Origin of the sequence: Sorangium sp. So ce1335 (genome assembly GCF_051521615.1) — a bacterium.
Taxonomy (GTDB): Bacteria; Myxococcota_A; Polyangia; order Polyangiales; family Polyangiaceae; genus Sorangium.
Map to the genome: position 1 here is coordinate 6,778,758 of NZ_CP150363.1, position 25,563 is coordinate 6,804,320.

A 25,563-nucleotide genomic window follows, 5' to 3' on the forward strand; every position below is an offset into this window, starting at 1 on the left:
ACGAAACTTTACCGTTGTCCTCCAGTGCCCACCTTGCTGTCATACCCCGGAGCAGTGTCTATTCTGGAAGCACAATGTCGCTCAAGCCGCCGTCATGAGACGCGCGCATCCCGGTGACGCCGGCGCCGTGAAAGATACGCATCCACCAGGTTCCCGCCGGGAATACAGCGCTGCGCAAACCGACACGCCACCGTTCCAGCGCTGCGCGATAGGACGCACGAAACGCCCGTACAGCAGCAGCAGCGGTTTGCCATGCACCCCCCTGGTCACGGCCGACCGCGAACGTCGGGTTGCGCTCGCGCAGAGCCTCGAAGCTCGTGGCCCGCTCGTAAGGGGAAACCTGACCGACGCTATCGGCGCCAAGAAAGCGGAGTCCTCGCTTCTGCAATTCGGCATGCGCCTGCGCCTCCTGCCGCCCGAGCTCGGCCGCGACCTGGCATCGAAACGCCTCCGCGCCGTCCTGCTCAATGACGGGCGGCAGCGCGAGCCGAAGCGTTACTTCCGCCGGCCATTGCGGGTTTTCTGGATCGAGATATACCGCAGGCCGCGCCGCGCGCAGCACGCCGAGGCCGAGCTCGCCCACATCCACCTTGGCGCCCGGCCACTCATGCGCATGCCGGACCAGACCAGCGGCCACGGGATTTGCAAGGACGTAGGCGATCTTCTCCACCACCGCCGCGCGAGTCAGCAGCCGCACCACGCTCGTGGCCTCGTGGTCCCAGACGGGTCCTTCCCACTTGCGGAGCACCTTCGTGCCGAGCGCTACGATGCGGTGAAAAAATTGCAAGAACCGCGGCAGGACGCCCTCCGTATCGGTCACGACGAGGTGCACATGCGATGACATCGCGCAGAGTGCATGTACCTCGATGCCATAGCGGCGGGTCGAAACCGCGAGGGCGTAGACGAGGAGCTGGGTGATGGCCGAATCGGGGCGGAGGAGAAGATGACGTCGCAGGACGCGTCGGGTGATCAGGTAGGTGGCACCGGCAGCGATCTCACGGGGCTGGCTCATGGCTGACGTACATTGACAAGCTCCGTGCCGGGGATCTGGGCCAATGAATTCAATAACTTACGAAGACCGCAGGTGACGGCCGCCAGGCGGCCCGCCACCCTGAACTGCTGGCGCGACTGCCCACCTGGGCTGCAGCTAACCAATGTCGCAAGCTCAACGTCGCGAGCCCAACGTCGTCGCGAGCCCAACGCGAGCCCAACGTCGCAAGCCCAACGCAAGCCCAACGTCGCAAGCCCAACGTCGTTCGGGTCGCCTTCGGGTCGCAGCGCACAGCTCAACCTGGGTCGCACAGCTCAACCTGGGTCGGGTCGCGCGCCGCTCAACCTGGGTCGGGTCCCGACGAAAGCTCAACCTGGGTCGCACAGCTCAACCTGGGTCGGGTCGCGGCGCAGCTCAACCTGGGTCGGGTCGCGCAGCTCAACCTGGGTCGGGTCCCGGCAACGTGGGTCGGGTCGCGGCGGGTCGCGACGTGGGTCGGGCAACGTGGGTCGGATCGCGATGTGGCGCGGCAACGTGGGTCGGGTCGCGCCGGTAGAGCTCGAAGCAGGCCCGATGATCCGGCTGATAACCGCTCTCCGGGAGCCACCGCGCAAAGAGCTGGTCCCAGGCGGCACCGATCGTGCTTGCGTGACCAACGAACACGCTCACGGCATACTTGCCTCCTGCAATCTCGGTCACGTTGACATCGCCGTAGGCCTGAAGGCCCTCCGGGATCACGATCGCCGCATCGTGGCGGCACCTGGCCGGCTCGGTCACCTTGGGGTTGTCATGGGCGATGCCGAGGCAGATGCGATCTGCGGTCCACAGGTCGCGCGCCGCCGCCCAGCGCGCGAGCCGCTGCCACGTCTCCCGGACGCCCCCTTCCGGGCCGTAGGGTCCCACATTCCGGATATAGGCCACGTGGTAGCTCGGCAGCGTCTTGGCCGTCACGTTCATGCTCTCCTCCTCGTCTTGGCGGGCGTCAGCGCCCGACGAGGAGCCATCTTGCTCGGCTTCGCAGTCCGCTGCTTTGCCGGGCTTGCGTACGACTTCACCCGGCTTGCTATCCGCTTGCCGCGCCTTGCACGCCTGCGCGGCCCCGCCGTTTCGCCACGCGGACGCGCTCATCCCGAAGCGCTCCTTGAATGCGCGCGCGAAGGCGCTCGCCGAGTTGAACCCGTTCTCGAGCGCGATCTCGAGGACGTCGGCACGCGGCCGCAGTGTCAGGTGGCTGGCCGCGTTCTCGAGGCGCGTCCGCTGGATGAACTCGCGGAGGTTCTCGCCGGTCATCGACTTGAACACCCGATGAAAGTGAAACGGCGAGAACGCCGCCACCGCCGCCAGCGTCTCGAGGGAGAGCTCCTCCGCGCGGTGAGCCTGGATGTAGTCGATCACGCGATTGACCCGCTTCTGGTACTCGGCCCGGCTCTTGTCGTTGCTCGCCACGGGCGGAGGTTACCTGATTGTGGCACCTCCGGCCGGACAGAACAGGCGAGGACACCGCCCCGCCTCGTCCAACGCCCCGCCCTGCCCTCCATCGCCGACGCGCCCTGTGCCGCCGCCATCGACGCCGGCTGCGCCTCTCGCCGCCGGACGCCGGGCCCACCTGTCGGCGGGCGCACAGGCGGGGCGCCTCGCCCCCGGTCGAGCGAGCCGAGCCCGAGCCGGCGACACCGCAGCCGCCCATCCGGCTCGCCGCCCTGCAGCAGCCCACCGGCTCGCCTCATCGCGTTCGCGCCTCACGGCGCCTCGAAAAGTGCTCGCGGCGTCGAGCACAGCCGGTCCGCCAGGCTATGCTCGGGTCCTGGAGCGCCATGGCGCTCGCCCCCGAGGAACCCAGCATGTCCATCGAGCATTTCGACGTCCTGATCGTAGGCGCCGGCCTCTCCGGCATCGGGGCCGGCTACCATCTCCAGACACGCTGCCCCGGCAAGCGGTACGCGATCCTCGAGGGGCGCGGCGCCATCGGTGGTACCTGGGACCTGTTCCGCTATCCCGGGATCCGCTCGGACTCCGACATGTTCACGCTCGGCTATTCCTTCCGCCCCTGGAAGGAGGCCAAGGCCATCGCGGACGGGCCCTCGATCCGCGACTACGTGCGCGACACGGCCCAGGAGTTCGGCATCGACCGACACATCCGGTTCAATCACCGGGTTCGTTCCGCATCGTGGTCCTCCGAGCACGCGCGCTGGACCGTCGAGGTGGACGTCGGCCCAGGCGAGGAGCCCGTCCGCTACTCCTGCAGCTTCCTGTACGTCTGCAGCGGTTACTACAGCTACGAGAGCGGCTATACCCCCAGCTTCCCTGGCCGCGAGGACTTCCAGGGACGGCTGGTACACCCCCAGGGATGGCCCCAGGATCTCGACTACCGGGGCAAGCGCGTCGTGGTCATCGGCAGCGGCGCCACGGCCGTGACGCTGGTGCCCGCGATGGCCGCTGACGCAGCGCACGTGACGATGCTCCAGCGCTCGCCGACGTACATCGCCTCGTTGCCCTCGGAGGACCCGATCGCGAACGCGCTCCGCGAGCGCTTGCCGGAGCGGGTCGCCCACCGCGTCGCCCGCTGGAAGAACGTCGCTATCAGCCTTCTTGTGTACCAGGTCTGTCGACGCGCGCCGCGGATGGCCAGGCGGATGCTCCGCAGCGGCGTCGCGCGGCATCTGCCGCCCGACTTCGACACTGATACGCATTTCAACCCTCGCTACAATCCCTGGGATCAGCGCCTCTGCCTCGTGCCGGACGCCGATCTCTTCCGTGCGGTGAAGGAAGGGCGGGCCTCGGTGGTCACCGACCGGATCCGGACCTTCACGAAGAACGGCGTGCTGCTCGAGTCGGGCAAGGAGCTCCATGCCGACATCATCGTGACGGCGACGGGGCTTCAGCTCCTGCTCTGCGGCGGCATTCGCATCACCGTCGACGGTCGCGTCCTCGAGCCTGGCCGGACGTTCATCTACAAGGGGTTGATGCTGGGTGGCGTCCCGAACTTCGCGCTCTGCCTCGGTTACACCAACGCCTCGTGGACGCTCCGCGCGGAGCTGGCCTCGATGTACGTCTGCCGGCTGCTCAACCACATGGATCGCCACGGTTACCGGCAGTGCTTGCCGCGTCCTGACGAATCCATCCTCGAGCCCCGGCCGCTGCTCGGCCTGATGTCGGGCTACGTACAGCGCTCCATGGACGACCTGCCCAAGCAGGGATCGAAGGCGCCGTGGCACTTCCGCCAGAACTACGTGGTCGATCTGCTCGCGATGAAGCTCGGCCCCGTGGACGACGGCACCGTGGTCTTTTCCAGGGATGGTCGGCCGCCGCGCCGCGATGCCGCGAGCACGGAGCGTCCTCGGCACGCGGAGGCTTGAACGAGGGAGGAAGCGCGATCCGCCAGGTCATGGGGCCGAGAGGGGCGCGCCGTCGCCGAACGCGTTGTCGTCTCGGTTCGGGTAACGCCGGGTGACGCAACCTGAGTCGGGTTGGCTCAACCTCGGGTTGGCTCAACCTGGGTCGGGTCGGTCTCGGTTTCCCCCGGGTTCCCCCAACGAATAGGCGTTTGCGGGACTGCGCCTGAGCAGCGGCGGCGGCGAGGTCCCGGCGCAGTCCCGCAAACGTCGGGTTGGACCGGGCCGGTTCGCGGCCGGGCGGAGCGGTCGCGAGGCCTATGGGGATCCTGCCCGAGAAGGCAGCAGAGGGCGGGCTCGGCGGGGCTCGCACGCGGGGGGCATCCCGCTGCCACGACGTCGGGCGCAGACGTGCCGAGGCAGAGCGCGGCGCCGACGGAGGCCCAGGAGCACGCACGCCGCCGCCATGGACGGCGCAGAAGGCGGATCGATGCCTGACCGCCGCGCAACGGAGGTGGTGTCGTTGCTCCTGCCCAGGCCATCGATGCTCATGACGTGTCCGGAGGAGCAGCGGAAGAGGCGACGACGCACGACGGCAGCGGACGGCGAGCCATCGCAGCCTGACCGCAGCGAGGACAGAGGGACAGGTCGATCCCCGTGAGCGCGGCGAGCAGCGTGCACCAGTCGACCTTGACGACGTGGCGCGGAGAGGGCTCGTGCTCGTGAGAGCTGCCTTCCCGGCGCTCCTCTCCCCCGACAGCGCGCTGCGCTGCGTCTCGCGCCGCCAGGATCGTCGTGCGTGCCACCTCGAGCGTGGTGGTGGCGTGACACGCTGCCATCAAGCCGAAGTGTCGGATCTTCACGAAGCGATGAGGCAGCACGTGCAGCAGGAAGCGACGCAGAAACTCCTCGGCGGAGAGCGTCACGGTCTTGTCTCCGCGGGTCCGGAAGCACACGCCGCGCTCATCCATCGACCGCAGTCGGTGATTGGACAGCCCGACACGGTGGGTATAGCGACCGAGGTAGGCAAAGACCTGCTCGGGCCCAGCAAAGGGCGGCTTGGCGTAGACCACCCAGGGCTTGCGGTAGAGCGCGTCGAGCAGCGCAGCGAAGGCCGCGGGGTTGGCCAGCGCGGCGGCCCCGCCGGTCAGGTCGAGCTCTCCTTGGTCATAGGCCTGCCGAAGCGCGGCGAGCAACTTGCCGCGGAAGAGCTTGCCGAGGACCTGCACAGGGAAGAGGTAGCCGCGCCGCCCCTCGATCCAGCGCGAGCCGTCGAGCGAAAGCCCGCCGCCGGTGACGATGCAGTGCAGGTGCGGATGGAAGCTGAGATCGCGGCTCCAGGTGTGCAGCACGGCGGTGACACCGAGGTCGGCGCCGAGCCGCTTGGGATCGCGGCCGAGCGCGAGCAGGGTCTGCGAGCCGCACTGGAAGAGCAGATCGAAGACCGTCTGCTGGTTGACGAGCGCCAGCGGGCGCAGCTCGGCCGGGAGCGTGAAGACGACGTGGAAGTAATGCGTCGGCAGGATGCGTTGCTGCCGCTCGGCGATCCACCGGGCCTGGCTGAGGCTCTGGCACTTGGGACAGTGGCGGTTGCGGCAGGAGTTGTACGAGGGCTGCTCGTGGCCGCAGCTCGTGCACACGTCGACATGGCCGCCGAGCACCGCGGTCCTGCACGCAGCGATGTCGCGCAGGACCTTGCGCTGGGCGGCGGAGACGGCGTGCGCGCGCAGGTAGGCCTCGCCGTGGGCGCGGACGATATCCGCGACCTCGAGCCGAGGCCTACCCGCGGCCGCGGGCCGCGGCGCCGGGCGATGCGGGTGCACGCGAGCTCAGCCGAGCTTCTTCTTGGCCTCCTGAGTGCCGAGCACTTCGGCCGGGCTGCGGGTGCGACCGATGTGAGCCTGGCTGACGCGGACGTAGCGGACGGTGGTGCGGATGGAGCGGTGGCCGAGCAGCGCCTGGATGACGCGGATATCGGTGCCGAGCTCGAGCAGGTGGGTAGCGAAGCTGTGCCGCAGCACGTGCGGGGTGACGCGCTTGTGCAGCTTGCAGCGCCTCGCCGCCTCGCGCAGCGCGCTGCGCACCGCCTCGTGCGAGATGACCGAGCCCTGCTGGCGACCCGGGAACAGCTCCGGTCCAGCGGGTCTTTCCGCCCGCCAGTAGATGCGCAGCGCGGTCAGCACGGGGGCGCTGAGCATCACGTACCGATCACGCCCGTGCTTGCCATTGCGGACGTGGATGAGGTGGCGCTTGCTGTCGATGTCCTCGACCCGCAGCGAGCAGACCTCATCGATGCGCAGACCGGCGCCGTACGCCGTCAGCACGATCGTGCGCTGCTTGACCGAGCCGATCGCGTTGAGCAGCGCCTCGACCTCGGTGCCGCTGAGGACCGGCGGCAGCTTCTGGGGTACCTTCGGCCACGGGATCGCGACAGCGACCTCCGGACGCCCGAGCGTGGTGGCGTAGAGAAACTTGATCGCCGCCACGTACTGGTGCTGCGTCGCCTCCGCGATCTTCCGCTGCTCGGCGAGGTAGAGCAAAAACGCGCGCACCTCGTCGAGACCCAGCTGCTGCGGCGGCTTGCTGTGGTAGGCTACGAAGGCCCGTGCGCAGCGGAGGTAATTGTCGCATGTCGACGGCTTGTATCGCCGCAGCTTCAGGTCTTCGGCCATTCGATCGCGGAGCTGTCCCATCGCTGCCCTCCTGGTGAACGCGGCGCCCGGGCAGGGGCGTCGCGACCGGCAGGGTGGGCAGGGAATGAGGCGGCAGGCGGGCAGTCCTGCGCTGCGCCGGGCGTTTATTTTCGCAGGGAATACCGGCAAAAGCCGCGCTGCGGCAGCAATCACTGCCGCGACAACTGCAACGACGACAAGGACCCGAGCCGCGGAAGGAAATCGCGGCTCGGTATCCGGAATGCTCAACGAAGCAGAGCCCGCAGCATCTTCTTGAGCCTCACGCCGAACTCCTGCACCTCGTCCGCATCGCGCTCGCTCGGGGGCCCGAGCGCCGCCGCCAGGTCCATGGCTCCCAAGGTCTCATGGTGGCTGGAGCTGCCGCGAAGCGGCTTGGTCCAACCTGGGTCCGGTTCCCCCAACCTGGGTCGGTTTCCCCCCAACGGGCGACCCCAACCTGGGTCGGTTCCCCCAACCTGGGTCGGTTCCCCCAACCTGGGTCGGTTCCCCCAACCTGGGTCGGTTCCCCCAACCTGGGTCGGTTTCCCCGGGTCGGGTTGAGCCGCCCCAACCTGGGTCGGGTTGAGCCGGGTCGGGTCGGCTCCTGCGCGGGAGGAGCACGACAGGCCCCGTCCCCGAAGACAGACCGTATTGCTTGAATACCCGACGCGCGAAGGTCGCTCCAGCTCGCCTGCCCTCTGACGCCCGCGGCCCCGATCCGCGTCGGCTCGCTCACCTGTGTGCCGAGAGAAACGCGGTCACCCTCGCCGCGGCGTTCTCCCGGATGTTCATGAAGAAGAGCTGGTATTCGATCGCGTGATAGTTCCCGTCACCGAGCACGCGATCGAGGATACGGCTAGGGAGGTCGCGCGGCGTGGCGCCGACGTGATGAAGGACGAGCGTACCGTTCACGCATCGCGCGCCCCCCACGAGCCCGACGCGCGGCGCCGGATCGTCGCTCTCGAGGAACACCGCGCCCAGGTGTAGCGTCGCGGGCGCGAGGGCTCCGTCCGTCCGCCAGGACATGGGGTTGGTGCAGAGCCGCTCGCGGGGATCCGCCCGGTGCATCTCGAACTCGCTCGGCGCATACGTCGGTCCGCGCGCGTTCCACGCGACGACACAGTGGAGATCGTCCGGCGCGCTGCACGCCGGGATGTCGGGCGCGCGCTCGCGCAGCCCGTCGATGGTGACCGCGGCGCCGACGAGGTAGGCCGCCACGAGCTGGTCCCGGAGCGGGGAGCGAGAGATCGCGTCGTACAGCAGCCGCTCCGTCATCACGGCCCCCTGGCTGTGGGCGGCGAGGAGGAACGGACGGCCGGCGCCGCGCCTCGCGTTGAAGTCGTCGAAGGCCCGCTTCACATCGCCGTAGGCCACATCGAACGCGCGGGCGCCGTCGGCAGACGCTCGCGTGAACGCCATGCCGTTCGCCTGCCGGTACCGCGGTGCATACACCGCGCAACAACCGTTGAACGCGGTCGCCTGGACGCGCGTGGCCCCCCGATCCGTGGCCTGGTTGGTCGTGGGATCGCCCGTGGAGGCGTTCCAGGAGCTGCCCACGTAGGACGTCGCGTGAACATAGAAGACGTCGGCTGCGGCGCGGCGCTGATCCGCGGCTGGCGCGCCGGGCGGCCAGAGATCCCCGACGTCGTCGCGCTCCGGAAGCGCGCTCCAGCTCCGTGGGTCCGCGTAGTCCGGCGCCGGCGGCAGCTTCGCAGCGTCGAAGGGGACCTCCGGCGTCATGGCGAAGCGGACGAGCACGCCGACGTTCAGCAGCGCGATCACCGCGACGGCGACGAGGCCGAGCACGACCGTGAGGGCGATCCGCGCTGGCCCTATCACTGCGCGTCCCCAACCTGGCCTGGTCAGCCGCCATCTACCCACATACCCCACGTCATCCCCCATGTCGGTCCTCAAATTTCTTCGCTACCATCGCCTGCGATGTCGAGACGCCGCCCGCGGCTCCGACCTATCTGTGAACGCGCCCCGCGCCCGGGGCGCCAGTGATGAGAGGGAGCCGACCATGAAATACATGCTGATGATGAACACCCCGCACGACGGGCCGTACCAGGTTGCAAGCTGGCCGCAGAAGGACCTCCACGCGCACATCGCCTTCATGAAGAGCTTCCATAAGAAGCTCAGCGACTCGGGCGAGCTCGTGGCCGCCGAAGGCCTCTCCGGGCCCGAGCAGGCCAAGCTCGTGCGCGCCGGCAAGGACGGCAAGCCGATCACCGACGGCGTGTTCCCGGAGACCAAGGAGTTCCTCGCCGGGTACTGGATCGTCGAGGTCGACACCCCCGAGCGCGCCTACGAGATCGCCGCGGAGGCGTCCGCCGCGCCCGGCCCCGGCGGCGCGCCGCTCAACATGGGGATCGAGGTCCGCGAGGTGATGAGCGCGCCGCCCAGAGATCTCCTGTGACCTCCCCGTCGCGCGACGCCCCGGCCGAGCACCTGCTGCGCGACCTCGCGCCGCAGGTGCTCGCCGCGGTCCTCCGCCGCTTCCGCGACTTCGCCGCCTCGGAGGACGCCGTCCAGGAAGCGCTGCTCGCCGCGGCCACGCAGTGGCCGCGCGACGGCGTGCCGGACGAGCCGCGCGCCTGGCTCATCCAGGTGGCGTCGCGGCGCATCACCGATCACGTCCGCAGCGAGGCCGCCCGCCGTCGCCGCGAGGCGTTCGTCGTCAGCCTCGTCCCGCCCGAGCAGCAGATCGCCCTCGCCCCCGACAGCGACGACCCCCCCGAGCAGGACGACACGCTCGCCCTCCTCTTCATGTGCTGTCACCCCGCCCTGTCGCCGTCCTCCGCCATCGCGCTCACGCTCCGCGCGGTCGGCGGCCTCACCACGGCCGAGATCGCCAGGGCTTTCCTCGTCCCGGAAGCCACGATGGCGCAGCGGATCAGCCGTGCAAAGCAGACCATCAAGGCCTCCGGCGTGCCCTTCCAGTTGCCCACGCCCGAGGAGCGCGCGCAGCGGCTCGGCGCCGTGCTTCACGTGCTCTACCTGATCTTCAACGAGGGCTACACGACGAGCTCCGGCCCCGAGCTCCACCGCACCGATCTGTCGATCGAGGCGATCCGCCTGACCCGCGCCGTGCACGCGCTCCTCCCCGGCGACGGCGAGGTCGCGGGCCTGCTCGCGCTGATGCTGCTGACCGACGCGCGGCGCGCGGCGCGCACCGGGCCCGCGGGCGAGCTGATCCCCCTCCACGAGCAGGACCGGAGCCTCTGGGACCAGGGCGCCATCGCCGAGGGCGTCGCGCTCGTCACCGCGGCGCTGTCGAGCGGCTCCGTCGGCCCGTATCAACTCCAGGCCGCGATCGCGGCGGTGCACGACGAGGCGGCGCGCGCCGACGACACGGACTGGCCGCAGATCCTGGCGCTCTATGGCGTGCTGATGCGGATGTCCGACAATCCGATGGTCGCGCTCAGCCACGCGGTCGCGGCAGCCATGGTGCACGGGCCTCGCGCCGGGCTCGCTCTGCTGGAGGACCTCGACAAGGACCCTCGGCTCACCGGCCATTACCGCCTCGACGCCGTCCGCGCGCACCTGCTGGAGCGGGCCGGAGATCACGAAGCTGCGAGCGCGCACTACAGGAGAGCGGCCAGCCGCACGACGAACATCCCGGAGCAGAACTACCTCGCGACGCAGGCGGCGCGGCTGAGCGACGCCCGGAAGTCGACGTGACGACAGCCGGCAGGCCAGCGGCGGCCCCGATATCGCGATTCTCCGGGGACGTCAGCCCCGATCGCGTCGCGATGACGGCAGGGCGCGGGCGCTACGCGGAGACGACGCCCCGCAGCGCCGCTCCCTTCGCCACGGCCCGGGCTGCCTGCACGTCCACCGGAAGCCGCCTGGCGCTGTTCATCGTGAACGGCTTGAAGAACTCGCTGCGGTCGTCGCGGGCCACCGCGATGGCCTGGTAGCGATCGAGCAGGATCTCCAGCGCGATCTTGGCCTCGAGCCGGGCGAGCGGGGCGCCGAGGCAGAAATGGATGCTGTACCCGAAGCTCAGGTGCGGGTTCGGCTTGCGGTGAATGTTGAACCGGTCGGGGTCCTCGAACTGCGCGCTGTCCCGGTTCGCCGAGGCGAGCCACAGCATCAGGATCTGATCCGCCGGGATCGGCTTCCCGCCGATCTCCACCGCGGTGGTGGTCCGCCGGGCGAGCCGCGGGAACGGCGGGCGGTAGCGGAGCACCTCCTCGATGGCGGCCGGGATCCCCGAGGGGTCGGCCCGCAGCTCGGCCGCTGCGGCGGGGTTCTCGTCGAGGCAGAGGATCGCATTGCCGACCAGCGCGGTCGTCGTGATGTGGCCGGCGAGGAGCAGCAGGCCGACGAAGCCGACGATCTCCTCGTCCTCGAGGCGGTGCCCGTCGACCTCGGCGCCCACCAGCTTGCCGATCAGATCGTCGGTGGGCCGGGCGCGGCGCTGCCGGATGTGCGCCAGCAGGTACTCGTTCATCTCCCGCAGCGTCGGGGCCATGCGGTTCATCATGGCCTCGTCCGGCAGCGAGCCCGTGTCCTCCCTCGATAGCAGCGTGTCGGCCCACCGCCGGAACGACGCCCGGTCCGCCACCGGGACGCCGAGCAGCTCGGCGATCACGACCACCGGCAGCGGGTATGCCAGCGCCCCGACCAGATCGAAGCGCTCGGCGTCGCCGACGCCGTCGAGCAGCTCGCTCGTGAGCGCCGCGATCCGCGGCGCGAGCCCGGACACGATGCGCGGCGTGAACGCCTGACTCACAAGATCGCGGAGCTTCCGGTGCATCGGCGGGTCCATCCGGACGAAGTTGCCCCGGGAGAACAGATCGAAGTCCGCCTGCGGCGGGATGAACCTGGACATGTCCGACGAGAACGTCGCCGGATCGGACAGCACGCGGTGGATGTCCGCGTGACGGAAGATGTGCCAGGTGCGCTGGCTGTCGTCAGCATGAACCGGGCTGGACTCTCGCCCATGGCGCAGCCAGGCCAGAAACGGGTCCAGATCCGGCTGGTTCGGATGGGCGATCGCGTCGGTCGTGCTCATCTCGGCTCACTCCTCGGGGCTCTCCCGCGTTGAGGTCGAATTCCCTTGTGCGAACTGCACGTAGTCAGCACGTAACCGCACGAACTTGTCGATGATCCCGGGCGCGAGCGCGCGGAGGACCGCGGGATCGGGGGGTTCAACGGGCTCACAGGCGTTGCGCACCATCGCGGCGACGATGTCGGCCCTCTCGTCCAGCGACCGCCGCTCCTCGGGCGGAAGCAGCGGATCGAGCAGGTAGAAACCGAACACCGAGGCGTTGATCGCATAGAACTGGTCTTCCGCGGCCATGTCGGTGCGCAGCAGGCCGTGCGACCGCAGGAGCGCGAAGTGGTCGCGGAACGACGCGAACTTGCGGCCCCGGAGCGGACGTACCGTCCTGTCCTCGAGCAGGCTGCCGAGCACCTCCGTGTCCCCGGTGAACATCGCTTGCAGCAGCGGAAACTCTTTCAACAGAAGGAGCGTCCTCCGCAGCAAGCGGTGCAGCAGGATCTCCGCTGGATCCTCGCGGATCGACCCGATGATCCGGTCGTACAGCTTCACCGATTCGCGCGCGAGCACGGCAAGGAAGAGCGCCTCGCGCGTCCTCCAGTGCAGGTAGACGGTCCCCTTGCCGATACCCGCCCGCTTGGCGACCTCATCGATGGTGACGCGCTTGTAGCCCCAGCGGAGCACCAGGTCCGCCGCTGCATCCAGGATCCGCTCGGCCCGCTGCCGATGCTTCGAAATCTCCCCGTCGGCCAAGCTCATGCTCCATCACGGGCGTTTGACCAATTTCGAAAATTGGTCAAACGTCACCCGGTCAATGTAGCGCTCCCCCTGGGCTGGTCAACCGGTGGGCTGCTCAACCCGGGACGCCCCCCCGCGGCTCAACCCGGGACGCCCCCCCGCGGCTCAACCCGGGACGCCCCCGCGGCTCAACCCGGGACGCCCCCCCCCCGCGGCTCAACCCGGGACGCCCCCGCGGCTCAACCCGGGACGCCCCCCGCGACTCAACCCGGGACGCCGCCACGGCTCAACCCGGGACCCCCCCCCCGGCGACTCAACCCGGGACCCCCCGGCCCCCCCGCGCGATGCCATCGCGCGGCGCACGCCCCCTCCGCCGCGAGCGCCGTCGCGGGGCGGACGTCCTGTCGCTGTGCCGAGCGGAGGCACGCCGCGCGCCTGCGCGGCGGCATCACGCCGACGCGGCCCGCGCCGTCAGCCGTCAGCCTTCGAGGTACGAGCCGAGCTCTCGCTGCCGCGAGCGCATCCGGAGCTTCTCGAGCAGCTTCGCCTCGATCTGGCGGATGCGCTCGCGCGTCAGCGAGAACGACTGCCCGATCTCCTCGAGCGTCTCGTCCTCGTTGCCGTCCAGCCCGAAGCGGCGGCGCAGGAGCTCGCGCTCGCGCGGCTGCAGCGAGTCGAGCAGCTCGCGCGTCTGCTCGATCAGGCGGCGCCGGGCCAGCACGTCGGCGGGCGTGGGGTCCTCGCCGGCCAGCAGATCGCCGTACCGGGTGTCCCCCTCCTCACCGATGGGGGCGTCGAGGCTGAGCGGATCCATCGCGAGCTCGCCGATCATGCGCACCTTCTCGACCGACAGGCCGCTGCGCTCCGCGACCTCCTCGACCGAGGGCTCGCGCCCGCGCTCCTGCACGAGGTCCCGCCGGGCGCGCACCACCTGGCTCCGGATCGCGGTGAGGTGCACCGGCATGCGCACGGCCTTGCCCTGGTTGAGGACCGCCCGCTTGATCGCCTGCTTGATCCACCACGCGGCGTACGTGCCGAAGCGGTGGCCGCGGCGGTACTCGAACTTGTCGGCGGCGCGGATCAGACCGAGGTTGCCCTCCTGCACGAGGTCGAGCAGCGGGACGCCGAAGCGCTGGTGCTCGCGCGCGATGGCGACAGCGAGGCGCAGGTTCGCCTGGACGAGCTCGGACTTCGCCTGCGCCACGGCGCGGCGGGCGCGCGCGATCGCCGCGATCGTGCCCTCGATCGACGCGCGCTCCGCCCCCGTCGACTCGGCCGCCGCCGCGCGCAGGCTCCGCTCGATGCGCTCCTCGAAGGCCGGATCGAGGCGCAGCTCGGCGAGGCCCGCGGCGAGGCCCGCGAGCGCGATCTCCAGATCGTCGCCGGTGCGCTGCCCGGCGTGGAGCGCGCGGGCCAGCTCGAGGAGCCCCGCGAGCCGCTTCGAGCAGGCATCCGCGTCGACGTCGCTGGCGTCGGACTCGCACAGCAGATCCCGCAGGCTGAGCGCACCCACCTGCACGTCCTCCGCCGTCCAGGCGAGCTCGCGCAGGGCGACCGGCGAGCGGACCCAGGCCTCGACGCACGCGAGCGCGCCCGCCTCGATGCGGCGGCCGATCGCGACCTCCCCCTCGCGCGTCAGCGGCTGGCTGCCAGCGAGCGCACGGAAGTAGAGCTCGGTCGCGCCGGGCGCAGCGTGCCCGACCGCGGCCCGGCCGCGGCGCGCCGGGGCGCGATCGCCCCCCTGCTCCTCCGGGGAATCGATGACAACGGGACCACTCGATTCGGGCTCGCTCGCAGAGAGCGAGGAACGGAACCTCATTCAGTGCGCTCCAGTGTTGCCGCTGCGGCGTGCCTGCCCCCGGAGGTGCAGGGAGATACGAGCAGCGAGGCGCCTCGATACTCTATCCGCTATGGACGTAAACAGAAAATCGAAGGGCTAGCCTACTGCCGCCCTTTTACGGCATTTTTCGTTCCGCTTCCACTGCCACGCGCGCTTCGTTGCATCTCGGCGGCGCCGCCGGGCGCGCCGCGCGGCGTCTCGGCGCGCCCGGCGGCGCCGCCGGGCGCGCCGCGCGGCGTCTCGGCGCGCCCGGCGGCGCCGCCGGGCGCGCCGCGCGGCGTCTCGGCGCGGCCGAGCCTGCTGTGGTGGGGTATCCTCCGGGCTCCGTGGGGCGCGCTCAGCTGGCTGCGCGGCCGGTCGAGCCCGCGCGTGCCAGGCGTGCTCGGCCGGGCGCGGCGCGCGAGCTCAGGGGTCGAGGGTACGTGGGCTCGGGGCGGCGGTGCGCACGATCAACGACCGTGGCGCGCACCCGGGTTGCCCTCGGGGTCGAACGTGGCCACGAAGACGTCGGATCCGCCGGCGTGGGCGATCGGCCCCGCACCGAGATCCAGCGCAGCGGGCGCGGCGCCGGTGATCGCGATCGTGCCGAGCGGCGAGACGGCGAGGCCGCTCACCGGGGCCGCGATGGGGAGCGTCCAGATCGCCGCCCCTGTCGCGTCGAGCCTGGCGAGCCCGCCGCCCGCGACGAGGAGGCTGCCGTCGAGGTCGAGGGCGATCCTGTCGGCGAAGGGGATCGACCGGCTGAAGAGGTGCTCGCCGTTCTCGTCCAGCTTGACGAGGACGGGGCCGGCGGGCGGCGCACCTCCGCCGAAATCGACGGTGCCATCCGTGGAGCCCGTCACCAGGACCTCGTCCGCCGCGTCGACCGCGATCGCGAGCGCCGTCGCTCCCGTGTCGGCGTCTGCCGCGAGCTCGGGGCCGATGAGCCGGCTCCAGGCGATATCCCCCGCCGGCGTGAACTTGGAGACGGCGAAGCGCTCGGCGCACGGGCACGACGGGCGGCCTCGGATGGACACGAGCGTTGTCAGCACGTTGCCGGCGCCGTCGAGCGCGAGGCGGCCGCGCGTTTCATACATCCCTTCGCCGGGGATCACCTGATTCCAGAGGACCGCCCCCGCCGTGTCCAGCTTGACGAGGGAGGGCGAGGGGCCCTCCTGCCGGTTGAAGACGACCGCGTACACGTCCCCGAGCGCATCGACGGCGAGCTGATCCGTGCCTATGTCACCGAGGTGGCCCCACATCGGGGTCGTGATCTGGCCCCGGCTCCAGAGGTGGTTGCCGGCGGCGTCGAGCTTGACCACGAAGACGACCGCGCTGTCGTCGGAGCTCTCGAGCGGTCCGCCGCCGAAATCGACGGTGGGATAGCCGAGCCCGCCGCTGTAGCTGCCGGCGAGCAAGACGTTGCCGCTCCCGTCGATGGCCACGGCGTCTCCCCTCTCCCTGGAGGAGCTCCCGAAGCGCTTGCTCCAGAGCAACGTGCCCGAGGGGTCGAGCTTGAGGAGGAAGATGTCCTCTCCTCCGGCGCTGGTCAGAGGGCCGGCGCCGAAGTCGACGGTTCCTTCGAAGGCGCCCGTGACGTAGAAGTTGCCCGCGGCGTCGCTGGCGATGGCCGCTCCGCGCTCGTTGCCGGGGCCGCCGTAGCCGTGCGCCCAGACCAGCCCGACGCTTCCCTCGCCGGCGCCACCGCTGCCGCCTTCGCCGGCGCCGCCGCTGCCGCCTTCGCCGGCGCCGCCGCTGCCGCCTTCGCCGGCGCCGCCGCTGCCGCCTTCGCCGGCGCTGCCGCCTTCGCCTTCGCCGGCGCCGCCGCTGCCGCCTTCGCCGGCGCCACCGCTGCCGCCTTCGCCGGCGCCGCCGCTGCCGCCTTCGCCGGCGCCACCGCTGCCGCCTTCGCCGGCGCCGCCGCTGCCGCCTTCGCCGGCGCCACCGCTGCCGCCTTCGCCGCTGGGACCGCCGCCTCCACCCTCTCCCATCGAGGGCGCAGCGCCAGCGCCGCCGCTGCCGCCTTCACCCGCCGCGCCGCCCGATCCGCCGCCGCCTCCGCCGTCGACGGGTTCGCACGCGGCGACGGCGAGGAGAACCGAGAGGGAGACCGGGACCGAAATGCACCTGAACCTGAGAGATGCCGAGCGGAAAGCGCCTGAATTTCTGGTCATGCCGGCTCTGTTGCTCCGCCTCTGCGCGCCGTTCATCGATGGCACTGTCCTGTCGCGATCCAGCCGCCGCCTCGCCGCGCGGGCCGCCCGCGGGGCGCGTGACCTCGACGACGACTGCGCCGAAGCCGGATGAGCCCGGCGCGAGAGAAAGCCGCCACGCCCGGCGATCGGCCCCTCAGCGCGACGAGACCGACAGCTTGGCGACGAAGAGCTGACCGTCCGCGACCTCGACCTCGCAGTTGAGGAGCCTGAAGTCGCCGGTGAGGGTGCCCGCGAGGAAGATGTCCGTCCCGGAGAGGGCGAGCGCCTGTATCTGCTGCAGCCCAGGGCCGGCGAGCGCGCCGCTCCACTCGACCTCGCCGCTCGCGGCGTCGAGCCGCGCGAGGAAGATGTCGCCCTCGACGCCCTCGCCGCTGACCTCCGCGTCGTCGGTCCTCATCTGCTGCTGGAAGTGCCCGGCCACGACGATCTTGGCGGACTTCTCGGAGGCGTCGACGCCGACGACCTGCGCCGACTGGGCCAGGCTGCCCCCGAGGTGCTTGGCCCACCGGGCGACGCCGCGCCGGTCGAGGTGCGCGATGAAGCCGTCTTCCTCGCTGGAGACGAGCCCGCCGTCGGGCTGGCCAGCGAGGTCGATCTCCCCCTGGAACGAGCCGGCCAGGGCGATGCCCTCCCTGTGCACCGCGATCGCGGCGGCGCGCTGATCGCCGGGCAGCGCGGCGTAGTGCCGGTACCAGAGGCCCGCGCCGTCGTCGCTCGATCCGCCGCAGATCCAGGCCGCGGGGAACGACGTGAGGAAGGCGTCGACGCCCTCGGCGGCCTCGCCGCCGGGCGGCAGCGCGCGCTCGTCGCCGGGGAAGCCGAGGTTCACGCGGCCCTCGAAATCGGCGATCACGAGCGCCTCGCCGGAGGACGCGCGGAGCGCGCGGGGCCGGTAGCTCCCCCCCTCGCGGCCCGAGAAGACGCCGGTGCACGCGTCCAGGAGCGTCTGCCCGTCGTGGCTGGCGAAGCCCATGTCCGCGCCGCCGTTGAGCGACGTCAGGAGGACGACGCGGTCGCCGTCCACGGCGACCGCCTTCGCCTCGTCGAGGCGGCTGGATCCGTGCGTCGTGCACGCCGCGACCCCGCCCGGATCGCTCCTGTCGAGCCGCGCCAGGAACACGTCGCCGTCGCCCCCGTCCGCGGGCAGCGCGCAGTCCGCGCCGAACGACAGGCTGCCGGTGAAGTCGCCCGCCACGTAGACGCCGCCATCGCCGAGGGCTATCGCGGTCGCCTGGTGGACGTGGGTCGCGGTGTCATTCTCCGCGTTCCCGAAGCGCCCGCTCCAGATGTGGTTCCCGTCGCGCGCGAGGTGCGCCACGAAGACGTCCTTGCCCGCGCCAGCCGCCCGGAGCGCCTCGCCGCCCGCCAGCGCGAGCGTCCCCTGGAAGCCGCCCGCCAGCCACAAGGTGCCGTCCCTGTCGACCTCGATGCCGCCGAGCGCCGTGTCGGCGTCGCCGAAGGGCATCGCCCACTGGCACGTGTACCCGGGCTCGCTGGACGTGCCTCCCCCGGCGCCCAGATCGTCCTCGTTGATGAACTCGATGCCCGCGACCTGCGCGCACCCCGCGGCGCTCGCCGCGGCAAGGGCGCTCGCAAGCCAGGGCCAGGCGCGACGTTCGAGCGTCTTCCTCATCAGAACACCCCGACGAAGGCGCCGCCGAGGACGCCCGGCGCGACGTGCACGCGGGCGCTCGCGCGCGGCCCGTCCGGGGGCAACGTCCACCACAGGACGGCCGTGCCGGCGAGCGCCGCGCCCGCGGCGATGAAGGAAAAATCGGAGACGGTCGCGTACGACATCGCCCTCCTGGACAGATCGGGCACCGGCCGCGCGCAGTCCCGGTAACGCACCGGATCCCGGCACGCCGTCGGGGCGGCGTTCCCGACCTTGTCCCATGTGGAGATCGCGAGACCTCCGAAGGTGCTCCCGAGCGCGATGCCCGCGAGCGCGAGCCCGCCCGTCACCCACATCAGGTTCCGGTGGATCGGATCGGGCCTCGCGCCGTGCGGCGCCAGCGCGCGCCGCTCGATGGGAGGGGCAGGCGGCGGCTCCCCCGCCGGCACCTCGGGCCGGAGCGCCGGGATGCGGACCTCGACGAGCTGTCCCGGCCGGCTCGCCTCGACCTCGCGCGAGAAGCCCTGCATGCCGGGCGCTGTCGCGGTCACCCGGCGCGTCCCCGGCTCGACAGGGCGCGCCGCGCCGAGGAGGCCCCGCGCGTCCTCGCCGTCGAGCGTCACCTCGAGCCCCGGCAGCCCCTGCACCTCGGCGGACGCGACGATCGCGAGCTTCGGGAGCCGCTGCTCCATCGCCGCCGCGCGCTCGCGCGCCTCCGCGGCCTGCCGCGCGTCGCCCGCCTTCTCCGCCGCGGTCGCGACCTCGGCGTAGAGGGCCCACGCCGTCGCGAGGCGCCCCGTGGCCTCACGGCACCTCGCGAGCTCGAGCTGCGTCCCGATCGAGGGGTTCAGCCGGTGGCTCTCCTCGAGCTTCGGACAGGCCGCATCGGGCCGGCCGCTCGCCATGAGCTCCCCCGCCTCCCGGCGGAGCTGGTCGGCCCGCGCGCGCTCCCCGATCGCCGTCGGCTCGGCGCGGGCGGGGGCCGCCGGCGCCGAGGCGGCCAGCGCGACGAGGAGCCCGAGCGCGAGGCGGCCGACGCCCGCCCGCGCCGCGCGACCCGCGCCGCGCGCCAGGCCGCGGGACCTTCTGCACATCTCTTCACGCATCGAGTCCCCTGGACGGTCGGCGCGCGGCACCCGGTCCGGATCCATGCGCTGGACCGCGACGACGGATAACAGGGCACCGCGGGGATCGCCAGGACGAAAGGCCCCCCTGGGCTCCCCGCGCGCCGGCGCCCGGGGCGGGGGCTGCGCGCGGGCCGCGCTCGCCGTCGCGCCGTCGCTGCAACGGCGCGAGCGGAGCGCGCGCCCGCCCGACCTTCGCCCCGCGCGACCTTTGCGCTAGCGTTGCGCGTCCGCGGCCGGTGTCGCCCCCTCCCGTTCTCCTCGTTTCCCTCGTTCCCCTCGTCTCCGCTCGTCCCCGGTCATCGAGCCCCGATCACCGAGCGTACCGGCTGGAGCGGTCCCCGCGAACAGGTGCCCTGATGTCCTCCGTGCCAGCCCCGAAGAAGAAGCGGCCCAAGAAGATCGCCGCGAAGGCCCCCAGGAAGAGCGCGGCGCCCCTGCCGCACCGGGACGAGGCGTGGATCGGCGGCTTCTTCTCCCTGCGCGCGTTCGTGCACGAGGGCGACGACGCGTACCGGCCCGAGGCGGTCGTCTGGATGACCGAGCGCGGCGCCGTCCTGAGCTGCGCCGCGCTGCGCCCGGGCGACGTCGTGGCGGGCGCGGTCGACAGCTTCGAGGCCGCCGCCAGGGAGCCGCTCGACGGCGAGCCGCGCCTGCCCCGGCGCGTGCGCGTGGCCTCGCCGGGGCTCGCGGACGCGCTGCGCGCGCGGCTCGGCCCGGAGGTCGAGGTGCGCGTCGCGCCGACGCCCGAGATCGACGCCGTCGCCGAGGACCTGGAGGAGCACCTCGGCGCGCGGGACGGCCGGCTGACGCCGAGCTTCCTCGGGGGCGGCATCGAGGCGCCGGCGATGGCGTCGTTCTTCCGCGCGGCGGCCGCGCTCTACCGCGCGACGCCCTGGAAGGCCGTGCCGAGCGACGCCGACATCATGGCGCTGTCGATCCCGTCGCTCGGCGCGCGCGATCTCGCGCTGTGCATCGTCGGGCAGGCCGGCCAGAGCCACGGCGTGCTCCTGTTCGAGAGCGCGCAGGGGTTCGAGCTCTACTTCGAGGAGACCGCGCGGCACCCGGACACGCCGCCCGCCTCGCTGCCGGCGGGCTTCTTCTCGCTGAGCTTCGACCGCGCGGGCGACCTGCACCCCGCGCTGCGCGCCGAGGTCGCCGAGCAGCGCTGGGAGCTCGCCGGGCCGGACGCGTACCCGATGCTCGCGATGATCGACGAGGACCTCATTGGCCGCAAGCCGACGCCGAAGGAGCTCACCGCCTCCGAGGCGCTCGCGCTCGGCCTCGTCGAGCTGATGAAGCGGCGCAAGGAGGTCGCGAGGGCCTTCCGCGGCGGCGCCCCGGTGGACGCGCGCTACGTGGTGGAGACGCAGGCGGGCCCGGTGGAGGTGCTGTTCAGCGCGCCGCACCCGGCGCGGCGCTGATCCCGACCGCGCGCGGGAGGGCGCTCGCGCGCGGCGAGCGACGAGGGACGCGCCGGCCAGCGGGGAGCGGCCGGGTGGAGCGCGGGCCGGCGGCGAGCGGCGGTGTCAGCGGTTCATCAGCCGGTAGAGATCGGCGTTGTGGATGAACTCGCAGATGACGTTGCCGAACTGGAGGATGTCGCCGCTGCGGAGGGGCACGCCGTCGCCGGCCGGCGTGAGGAGCCGGTCGTTCAGGAAGGTCCCGTTGGTGCTCTTCCTCGCGTGGAGGACCGGGGTGTCCGTGTCGACGATCGAGATGTGCGCGTGGACCTTGGAGACGGACTGGTCGCGGAGGACGATATCGCTGTTCAAGGCGCGTCCGATGAGGATGCGATCTTGCCAGGGGCTCTCCGGGCGCTTGGCCACGGCCAGGAGCTCGCAGCCGTGGGACGCGACGCTCATGCCCGACGAGATCCGGTGACGGCACAGCGTCGGTTGGCCGGCCGACCCGGGCGAGGTGCCGGCAAAGACGGTCTTGAACGACGGAGGCGGCTGGTCCTCGGGGCCGAGCTCCCGGAGCAGCCAGGCGTGGGGGTATCTCCGATCGAAGGCCATCCGTGAGAGCGCGCGGCTCTGGGCACAAAGGGTCGCGAAGGTCAACATGAGCGGATCTTCCCCCAGGTTCCGTGCTGTTCGAGCGGCGGAGCCGAGCCAGGCGGCGCGCGGCCGGTCCGGCATGGCCTGATAAGGACCTTATACATCAGTCCACGACGGGATCGCCGAGCGCCATGAAGAGCCCTGTGGTCGAAAATTCAGGCGCCGCGCGGACCACAACGTCGGTATCTGCCACACCCGTCTCACGCACAACGCACATGCGGTTGACGCACGGCGCACCACGTGTGCTCCCAGCCGCCTTCACGAGCGCCATGCCCGCGGCGATGCCGTCAGACACTCCGTGTCCGTGCGGCGCCCCCATGGCCGGCGCGGCCCGCGGGAGAGGCGCAAAGAGTCGATGGAGATCACACACCTACGGTGATCACAGCCTTTCTTGTTGACGCCGGCGCGCATTACACGCACACAAGATAAATACACTCGGGGAGACGCTCTGCGCGGGCTCGGGTCGCGCCTTCAGTGAGGAGACCTCCCACGGGAACACAGACCAGGAGGCACCATGTTTGGTCGCGGCAAAGCGCGCCTCGCGCTGCTCTTCGGCTCTCTCGCAGTCCTGCTGTCCTGGAGGACAGCGCAGGCAGCGCCGAGCGCTGTCACGTTCACGATAAGCCACGCGGACTGCGGGGACGGCGGCGGATTCGCGCTGTTCGTCGGGGGGACGCACATCGACACGGTGCCGAGCACCAACGGGTGTTTCTGCAACGCGACGCCCCTCGTCGTGACGTACACGGATGCCGCGGTGCTCGCGCTGCTCGACGCGCCGCAGTGCAACGACGTCCGCGTCGAGGCGGTCGGCGGGCCGAACATCGCGTGGGGGTTCGTCCGGGTAGCTGTCGAGTCGGCGGCGGGCACCGAGACGGCCTGCATCTACGATGCGCCGGGGGAGGAGCCGCGCCCCCGCTGCGCCGAGCGCGACCTGTGCGACGGGTACAGCTACCTCGGCTCGGTCGGCGAGGCCGACCTCGACGGCGACGGGATCTCGGTCGGGATCGGCAACGCCTGTGACAACTGCGATGCCGTCGCGAACGCCGGGCAGCAGGACAGCGACGCCGATGGAGTGGGCGACGCCTGCGACAACTGCCCGGGCGACGTCAACCCCGACCAGAGCGACAGCGACAACAACGGCGTCGGCGACGCCTGCGATCCCTGCTGGGCGGCGGGCGCGTGGGACGAAGACGGGGACGGCGTCTGCGACGAGCGCGACAACTGCGCCTACCACCACAACCCCGGGCAGGAGGACACCGACGGCGACGGGGAGGGCGACGCGTGCGATCCGGTGTGCGTCAGCTTCCAGCGCGGCCTCGCCGGCGACGTCGCCGACGCGAGCGTCTGGGCGGCCTATCCGGACTACAACGATGGCGACGCGGCGTATGTCTACTCGGGCGCCAGCCAGGGCTTCACGAAGCGCGCGCTCTTCCGGTTCGCGCTCGACGCCATCCCGCTCGGCGCCACCGTCCACTCCGCGACCCTCGTCACCGCCGCCGTCAGCTCCGGCGCGCAGTCGATCCGCGCCCACCGCATCACCGCGCCCTGGGACGAGGCGACCGTCACCTGGAGGCGCTTCGCCGAGCGCTACGCCCCGGAGGTCGAGGCGACGACGACCGGCATCCCGTACGGCACGAGCGCCCTGGGCCTGACCGCCCTCGTCCAGGCCTGGGTCGACGGCGCCCACCCCAACCACGGTGTTCTCCTCGAGGAGGACGCCGGCGCGCGCACCGCGTACCGCTCCAGCGAGCACCACGTCGCGAGCCAGCGCCCCAGGCTCGACGTCTGTTACACACCTCGCTGACCCTCTCCCCCGGGCCTTTCCCGCCCTTCCCCTCTCCCTCTCTCCGCCGTATGTTGCCGCCGTGACCTCCTCCTACAATGTCCAGCACGCACCGGTCGGCGCCTTTGCCTCCTTCACGCTTGGCAGCTTCGACCGCCGGGGCGGCTTCGCCTCCCAGGTGGGCCGCCCGGGAGACTCGAACCTCTTCATCGGCTACCGCGAGGGCGACGGGGACCTCTGCCTGCTCCCCTACTTCGAGTCGACCCGCGGCCCGGACGTCCCCTTCGGCGTCACGCTGACGCGCGACACGCGCTCGCGCCGCGTCTTCGGGGCGCAGGACATCCGCCGCGAGCTCGGCTGGGCCACCGACACGATCCGCGCCGGCCGGCTCGCGCTCACGCTCTACTCGCCGTTCGGCCCGATCCCCGATCCGCGCACGGCGCCGCCCGCCGAGGTCGCCGCGCGCTCCTGTCCGGCGCTCATCGCGCGCCTCGAGCTCGACAACACCGGCCGCTCCGAGCCCCTGACCGGCCTCTTCGCCCTCGACGCGCCGAGCCTGCGCGACCTCGAGACGGCGAGCGACGGCCGCCTCGTCGGCGTCGCCCACGGCCGCCGCTGGGGGCTCGCCGTCCGCCCCGAGCCCGGCGTCCGCGCCTTCCAGGCCTTCTCGCCCGAGCACGCGTTCGACGGCAGCGCCGATCGGCTCTTCCGCCTCGGCAAGACCGGCGGCCTGCTCATCGACGTCCCCCCGGGCGAGAAGCGCGAGATCTGGATCGCGCTCGGGTTCCACGACGCCGGCGTCATCACGACGGGCGTCGAGGCGCGCTACGCCTACACCCGCTACTTCAAGCGGCTCGAGGACGTCCTCACCTCCGCGCTCGACCGCCGCGAGGCGCTCGTCCGCGAGGCGGCCGAGCGCGACGACGAGCTCGCGCGCGCGGCGCTCACCCCCGCCCAGAAATGGCTGCTCGCCCAGGCGACGCACGGCTACTTCGGCTCGACCGAGTGGCTCGACACCGCGCTCGACGACGCCGCGCCGCCCGCGCCGCTGTGGGTCGTGAACGAGGGCGAGTACGAGATGATGAACACCTTCGATCTCACGATCGATCACCTGTTCTTCGAGCTGCGCTACGCGCCCTGGGCCGTGCGCAACGTCCTCGACCTCTACGTCGACCGCTACAGCTACCGCGACCAGGTGAAGCGCCCCGGCGCGCAGGGCGAGCTCCTGCCCGGCGGCGTGTCGTTCACGCACGACATGGGCGTCAGCAACAACTTCTCGCCCGCCACCCACTCCAGCTACGAGCGCCCGAACCTCGACGCCCTCTGCTTCAGCTACATGACGTACGAGCAGCTCACGAACTGGGTCTGCTGCGCGGGCGTGTACGTCGCGCGCACCGGCGACGCGGGGTTCCTCGAGCGCCACCGGGCCCTCTTCGCCGAGCTGCTCGCGAGCCTGTCCCACCGCGACGCGCCGGAGCCCGGCGCGCGCACCGGCGTGATGGCGCTCGACAGCAGCCGCTGCGGGGCGGGCGCCGAGATCACGACGTACGACTCGCTCGATCACTCGCTCGGGCGCGCGCGCGGCAACCTCTACCTCGCCGGCAAGGGGTGGGCGTCGTACGTGATCCTCGCGCACCTGCTCGAGCGCTGCGGCGACGCGCCGCGCGCCGCCGAGGCGAAGGAGGCGGCCCGGAAGTCGGCGCGCGCGATCGCAGCCGCGTGGAGCGAGCAGCTGGGCTACATCCCCGCGCTGCTCGACGGGGGCTCGACGAGCGCGATCATCCCCGCGATCGAGGGGCTGCTCTACCCGCACGTCATGGGCCTGCTCGGCGCCGACGCCGCCGAGGGCGAGCACGGCGAGCTCGTCCGGGTGCTCCGCCGCCACCTGCTCGCGGTGCTCAAGGCCGGGCTGTGCCTGTTCCCCGAGGGCGGCTGGAAGCTCTCGAGCAGCAGCGACAACTCGTGGGCGAGCAAGATCGCCCTCTGCCAGCACATCGCGCGCGCGGTGCTGAAGGTCGACCTGCCCGACCCCGACCGCCACGAGGACGCCCACGTCCGCTGGCAGATCGAGGGCTCGGGCTACTGGGCCTACTCCGACCAGATGCAGCGCGGCGTGCCCGTCGGCAGCCGCTATTACCCCCGCGGCGTCACCGCCGTCCTCTGGCTCGACGAGGCCTCCTCGGGGCAGCCGTCGGCGAGCCGCTAGCG

General features: G+C 71.7%; 20 protein-coding genes. 7 read left to right on the plus strand and 13 right to left on the minus strand.

The window, feature by feature from the left end; translation table 11 throughout:
* Positions 1-58: 58 nt before the first annotated feature.
* Positions 59-1,012, minus strand: coding sequence for a transposase (locus WMF24_RS25105; protein ID WP_437729908.1), 954 nt, complete (start codon positions 1,010-1,012; stop codon positions 59-61).
* A gap of 417 nt (positions 1,013-1,429) precedes the next feature.
* Complete coding sequence (locus WMF24_RS25110; protein WP_437729909.1) at positions 1,430-2,437, minus strand: AraC family transcriptional regulator; 1,008 nt, start codon at positions 2,435-2,437, stop codon at positions 1,430-1,432.
* A 395-nt stretch (positions 2,438-2,832) separates the two neighbouring features.
* Here WMF24_RS25110 and WMF24_RS25115 point away from each other — a divergent pair, with 395 nt between their 5' ends.
* On the plus strand, positions 2,833-4,347 hold the full coding sequence (locus WMF24_RS25115) for a flavin-containing monooxygenase (RefSeq protein ID WP_437729910.1): 1,515 nt from the start codon (positions 2,833-2,835) through the stop codon (positions 4,345-4,347).
* Positions 4,348-4,871: 524 nt separating this feature from the next.
* Here WMF24_RS25115 and WMF24_RS25120 read toward each other — a convergent pair.
* The 3 genes from WMF24_RS25120 to WMF24_RS25130 all read right to left on the minus strand — a co-directional run bounded on the left by WMF24_RS25120 (position 4,872) and on the right by WMF24_RS25130 (position 8,834).
* The gene (locus tag WMF24_RS25120; protein WP_437729911.1) at positions 4,872-6,146 is read right to left on the minus strand and encodes an IS91 family transposase; all 1,275 of its coding nucleotides are present in this window, start codon (positions 6,144-6,146) and stop codon (positions 4,872-4,874) included.
* Positions 6,147-6,152: 6 nt separating this feature from the next.
* The gene (locus tag WMF24_RS25125; RefSeq protein ID WP_437729912.1) at positions 6,153-7,016 is read right to left on the minus strand and encodes a tyrosine-type recombinase/integrase; all 864 of its coding nucleotides are present in this window, start codon (positions 7,014-7,016) and stop codon (positions 6,153-6,155) included.
* 711 nt (positions 7,017-7,727) lie between these two features.
* Positions 7,728-8,834: a DUF3089 domain-containing protein gene (locus tag WMF24_RS25130; protein ID WP_437729913.1), complete on the minus strand. Its 1,107-nt coding sequence runs from the start codon at positions 8,832-8,834 to the stop codon at positions 7,728-7,730.
* A 181-nt stretch (positions 8,835-9,015) separates the two neighbouring features.
* Here WMF24_RS25130 and WMF24_RS25135 point away from each other — a divergent pair, with 181 nt between their 5' ends.
* Entirely contained in the window at positions 9,016-9,411 is a 396-nt protein-coding gene (locus WMF24_RS25135) for a YciI family protein (RefSeq protein WP_437729914.1), read from the plus strand.
* Entirely contained in the window at positions 9,408-10,676 is a 1,269-nt protein-coding gene (locus tag WMF24_RS25140) for an RNA polymerase sigma factor (protein WP_437729915.1), read from the plus strand. The genes WMF24_RS25135 and WMF24_RS25140 overlap by 4 nt, the downstream gene beginning before the upstream one ends.
* Before the next feature lie 91 nt (positions 10,677-10,767).
* Here the strand turns inward: WMF24_RS25140 and WMF24_RS25145 are convergent, their stop codons facing one another.
* The 4 genes from WMF24_RS25145 to WMF24_RS25160 all read right to left on the minus strand — a co-directional run bounded on the left by WMF24_RS25145 (position 10,768) and on the right by WMF24_RS25160 (position 16,551).
* On the minus strand, positions 10,768-12,015 hold the full coding sequence (locus WMF24_RS25145; protein ID WP_437729916.1) for a cytochrome P450: 1,248 nt from the start codon (positions 12,013-12,015) through the stop codon (positions 10,768-10,770).
* Positions 12,016-12,021: 6 nt separating this feature from the next.
* Positions 12,022-12,756 (minus strand): TetR/AcrR family transcriptional regulator, encoded by a 735-nt coding sequence (locus tag WMF24_RS25150; RefSeq protein WP_437729917.1) that lies wholly within the window; start codon positions 12,754-12,756, stop codon positions 12,022-12,024.
* A gap of 463 nt (positions 12,757-13,219) precedes the next feature.
* Complete coding sequence (locus tag WMF24_RS25155; RefSeq protein WP_437729918.1) at positions 13,220-14,560, minus strand: sigma-70 family RNA polymerase sigma factor; 1,341 nt, start codon at positions 14,558-14,560, stop codon at positions 13,220-13,222.
* A 470-nt stretch (positions 14,561-15,030) separates the two neighbouring features.
* Positions 15,031-16,551: a hypothetical protein gene (locus tag WMF24_RS25160; protein ID WP_437729919.1), complete on the minus strand. Its 1,521-nt coding sequence runs from the start codon at positions 16,549-16,551 to the stop codon at positions 15,031-15,033.
* A 130-nt stretch (positions 16,552-16,681) separates the two neighbouring features.
* On the opposite strand from WMF24_RS25160, the gene WMF24_RS25165 reads away from it, so the two are divergent.
* Positions 16,682-16,867 (plus strand): hypothetical protein, encoded by a 186-nt coding sequence (locus WMF24_RS25165; protein ID WP_437729920.1) that lies wholly within the window; start codon positions 16,682-16,684, stop codon positions 16,865-16,867.
* Between the two features lie 42 nt (positions 16,868-16,909).
* On the opposite strand, the gene WMF24_RS25170 is transcribed toward WMF24_RS25165, so the two are convergent.
* On the minus strand, positions 16,910-18,409 hold the full coding sequence (locus WMF24_RS25170; protein ID WP_437729921.1) for a hypothetical protein: 1,500 nt from the start codon (positions 18,407-18,409) through the stop codon (positions 16,910-16,912).
* Positions 18,409-19,482, minus strand: a complete 1,074-nt coding sequence (locus WMF24_RS25175; protein WP_437729922.1) for a hypothetical protein — start codon at positions 19,480-19,482, stop codon at positions 18,409-18,411. Before WMF24_RS25175 ends, WMF24_RS25170 begins: the two co-directional genes overlap by 1 nt.
* Before the next feature lie 389 nt (positions 19,483-19,871).
* On the opposite strand from WMF24_RS25175, the gene WMF24_RS25180 reads away from it, so the two are divergent.
* Positions 19,872-20,936, plus strand: coding sequence for a hypothetical protein (locus WMF24_RS25180; protein WP_437729923.1), 1,065 nt, complete (start codon positions 19,872-19,874; stop codon positions 20,934-20,936).
* Positions 20,937-21,041: 105 nt separating this feature from the next.
* On the opposite strand, the gene WMF24_RS25185 is transcribed toward WMF24_RS25180, so the two are convergent.
* Entirely contained in the window at positions 21,042-21,530 is a 489-nt protein-coding gene (locus WMF24_RS25185) for an FHA domain-containing protein (protein WP_437729924.1), read from the minus strand.
* 145 nt (positions 21,531-21,675) lie between these two features.
* Positions 21,676-21,867, minus strand: a complete 192-nt coding sequence (locus WMF24_RS25190; protein WP_437729925.1) for a hypothetical protein — start codon at positions 21,865-21,867, stop codon at positions 21,676-21,678.
* Positions 21,868-22,086: 219 nt separating this feature from the next.
* Here WMF24_RS25190 and WMF24_RS25195 point away from each other — a divergent pair, with 219 nt between their 5' ends.
* Together WMF24_RS25195 and WMF24_RS25200 are read left to right on the plus strand one after the other, a co-directional pair.
* A complete protein-coding gene (locus WMF24_RS25195) occupies positions 22,087-23,376 on the plus strand; it encodes a DNRLRE domain-containing protein (protein WP_437729926.1) in 1,290 nt (429 codons plus the stop codon).
* A gap of 61 nt (positions 23,377-23,437) precedes the next feature.
* On the plus strand, positions 23,438-25,561 hold the full coding sequence (locus WMF24_RS25200) for a glycoside hydrolase family 52 protein (protein ID WP_437729927.1): 2,124 nt from the start codon (positions 23,438-23,440) through the stop codon (positions 25,559-25,561).
* Positions 25,562-25,563 lie beyond the last annotated feature (2 nt).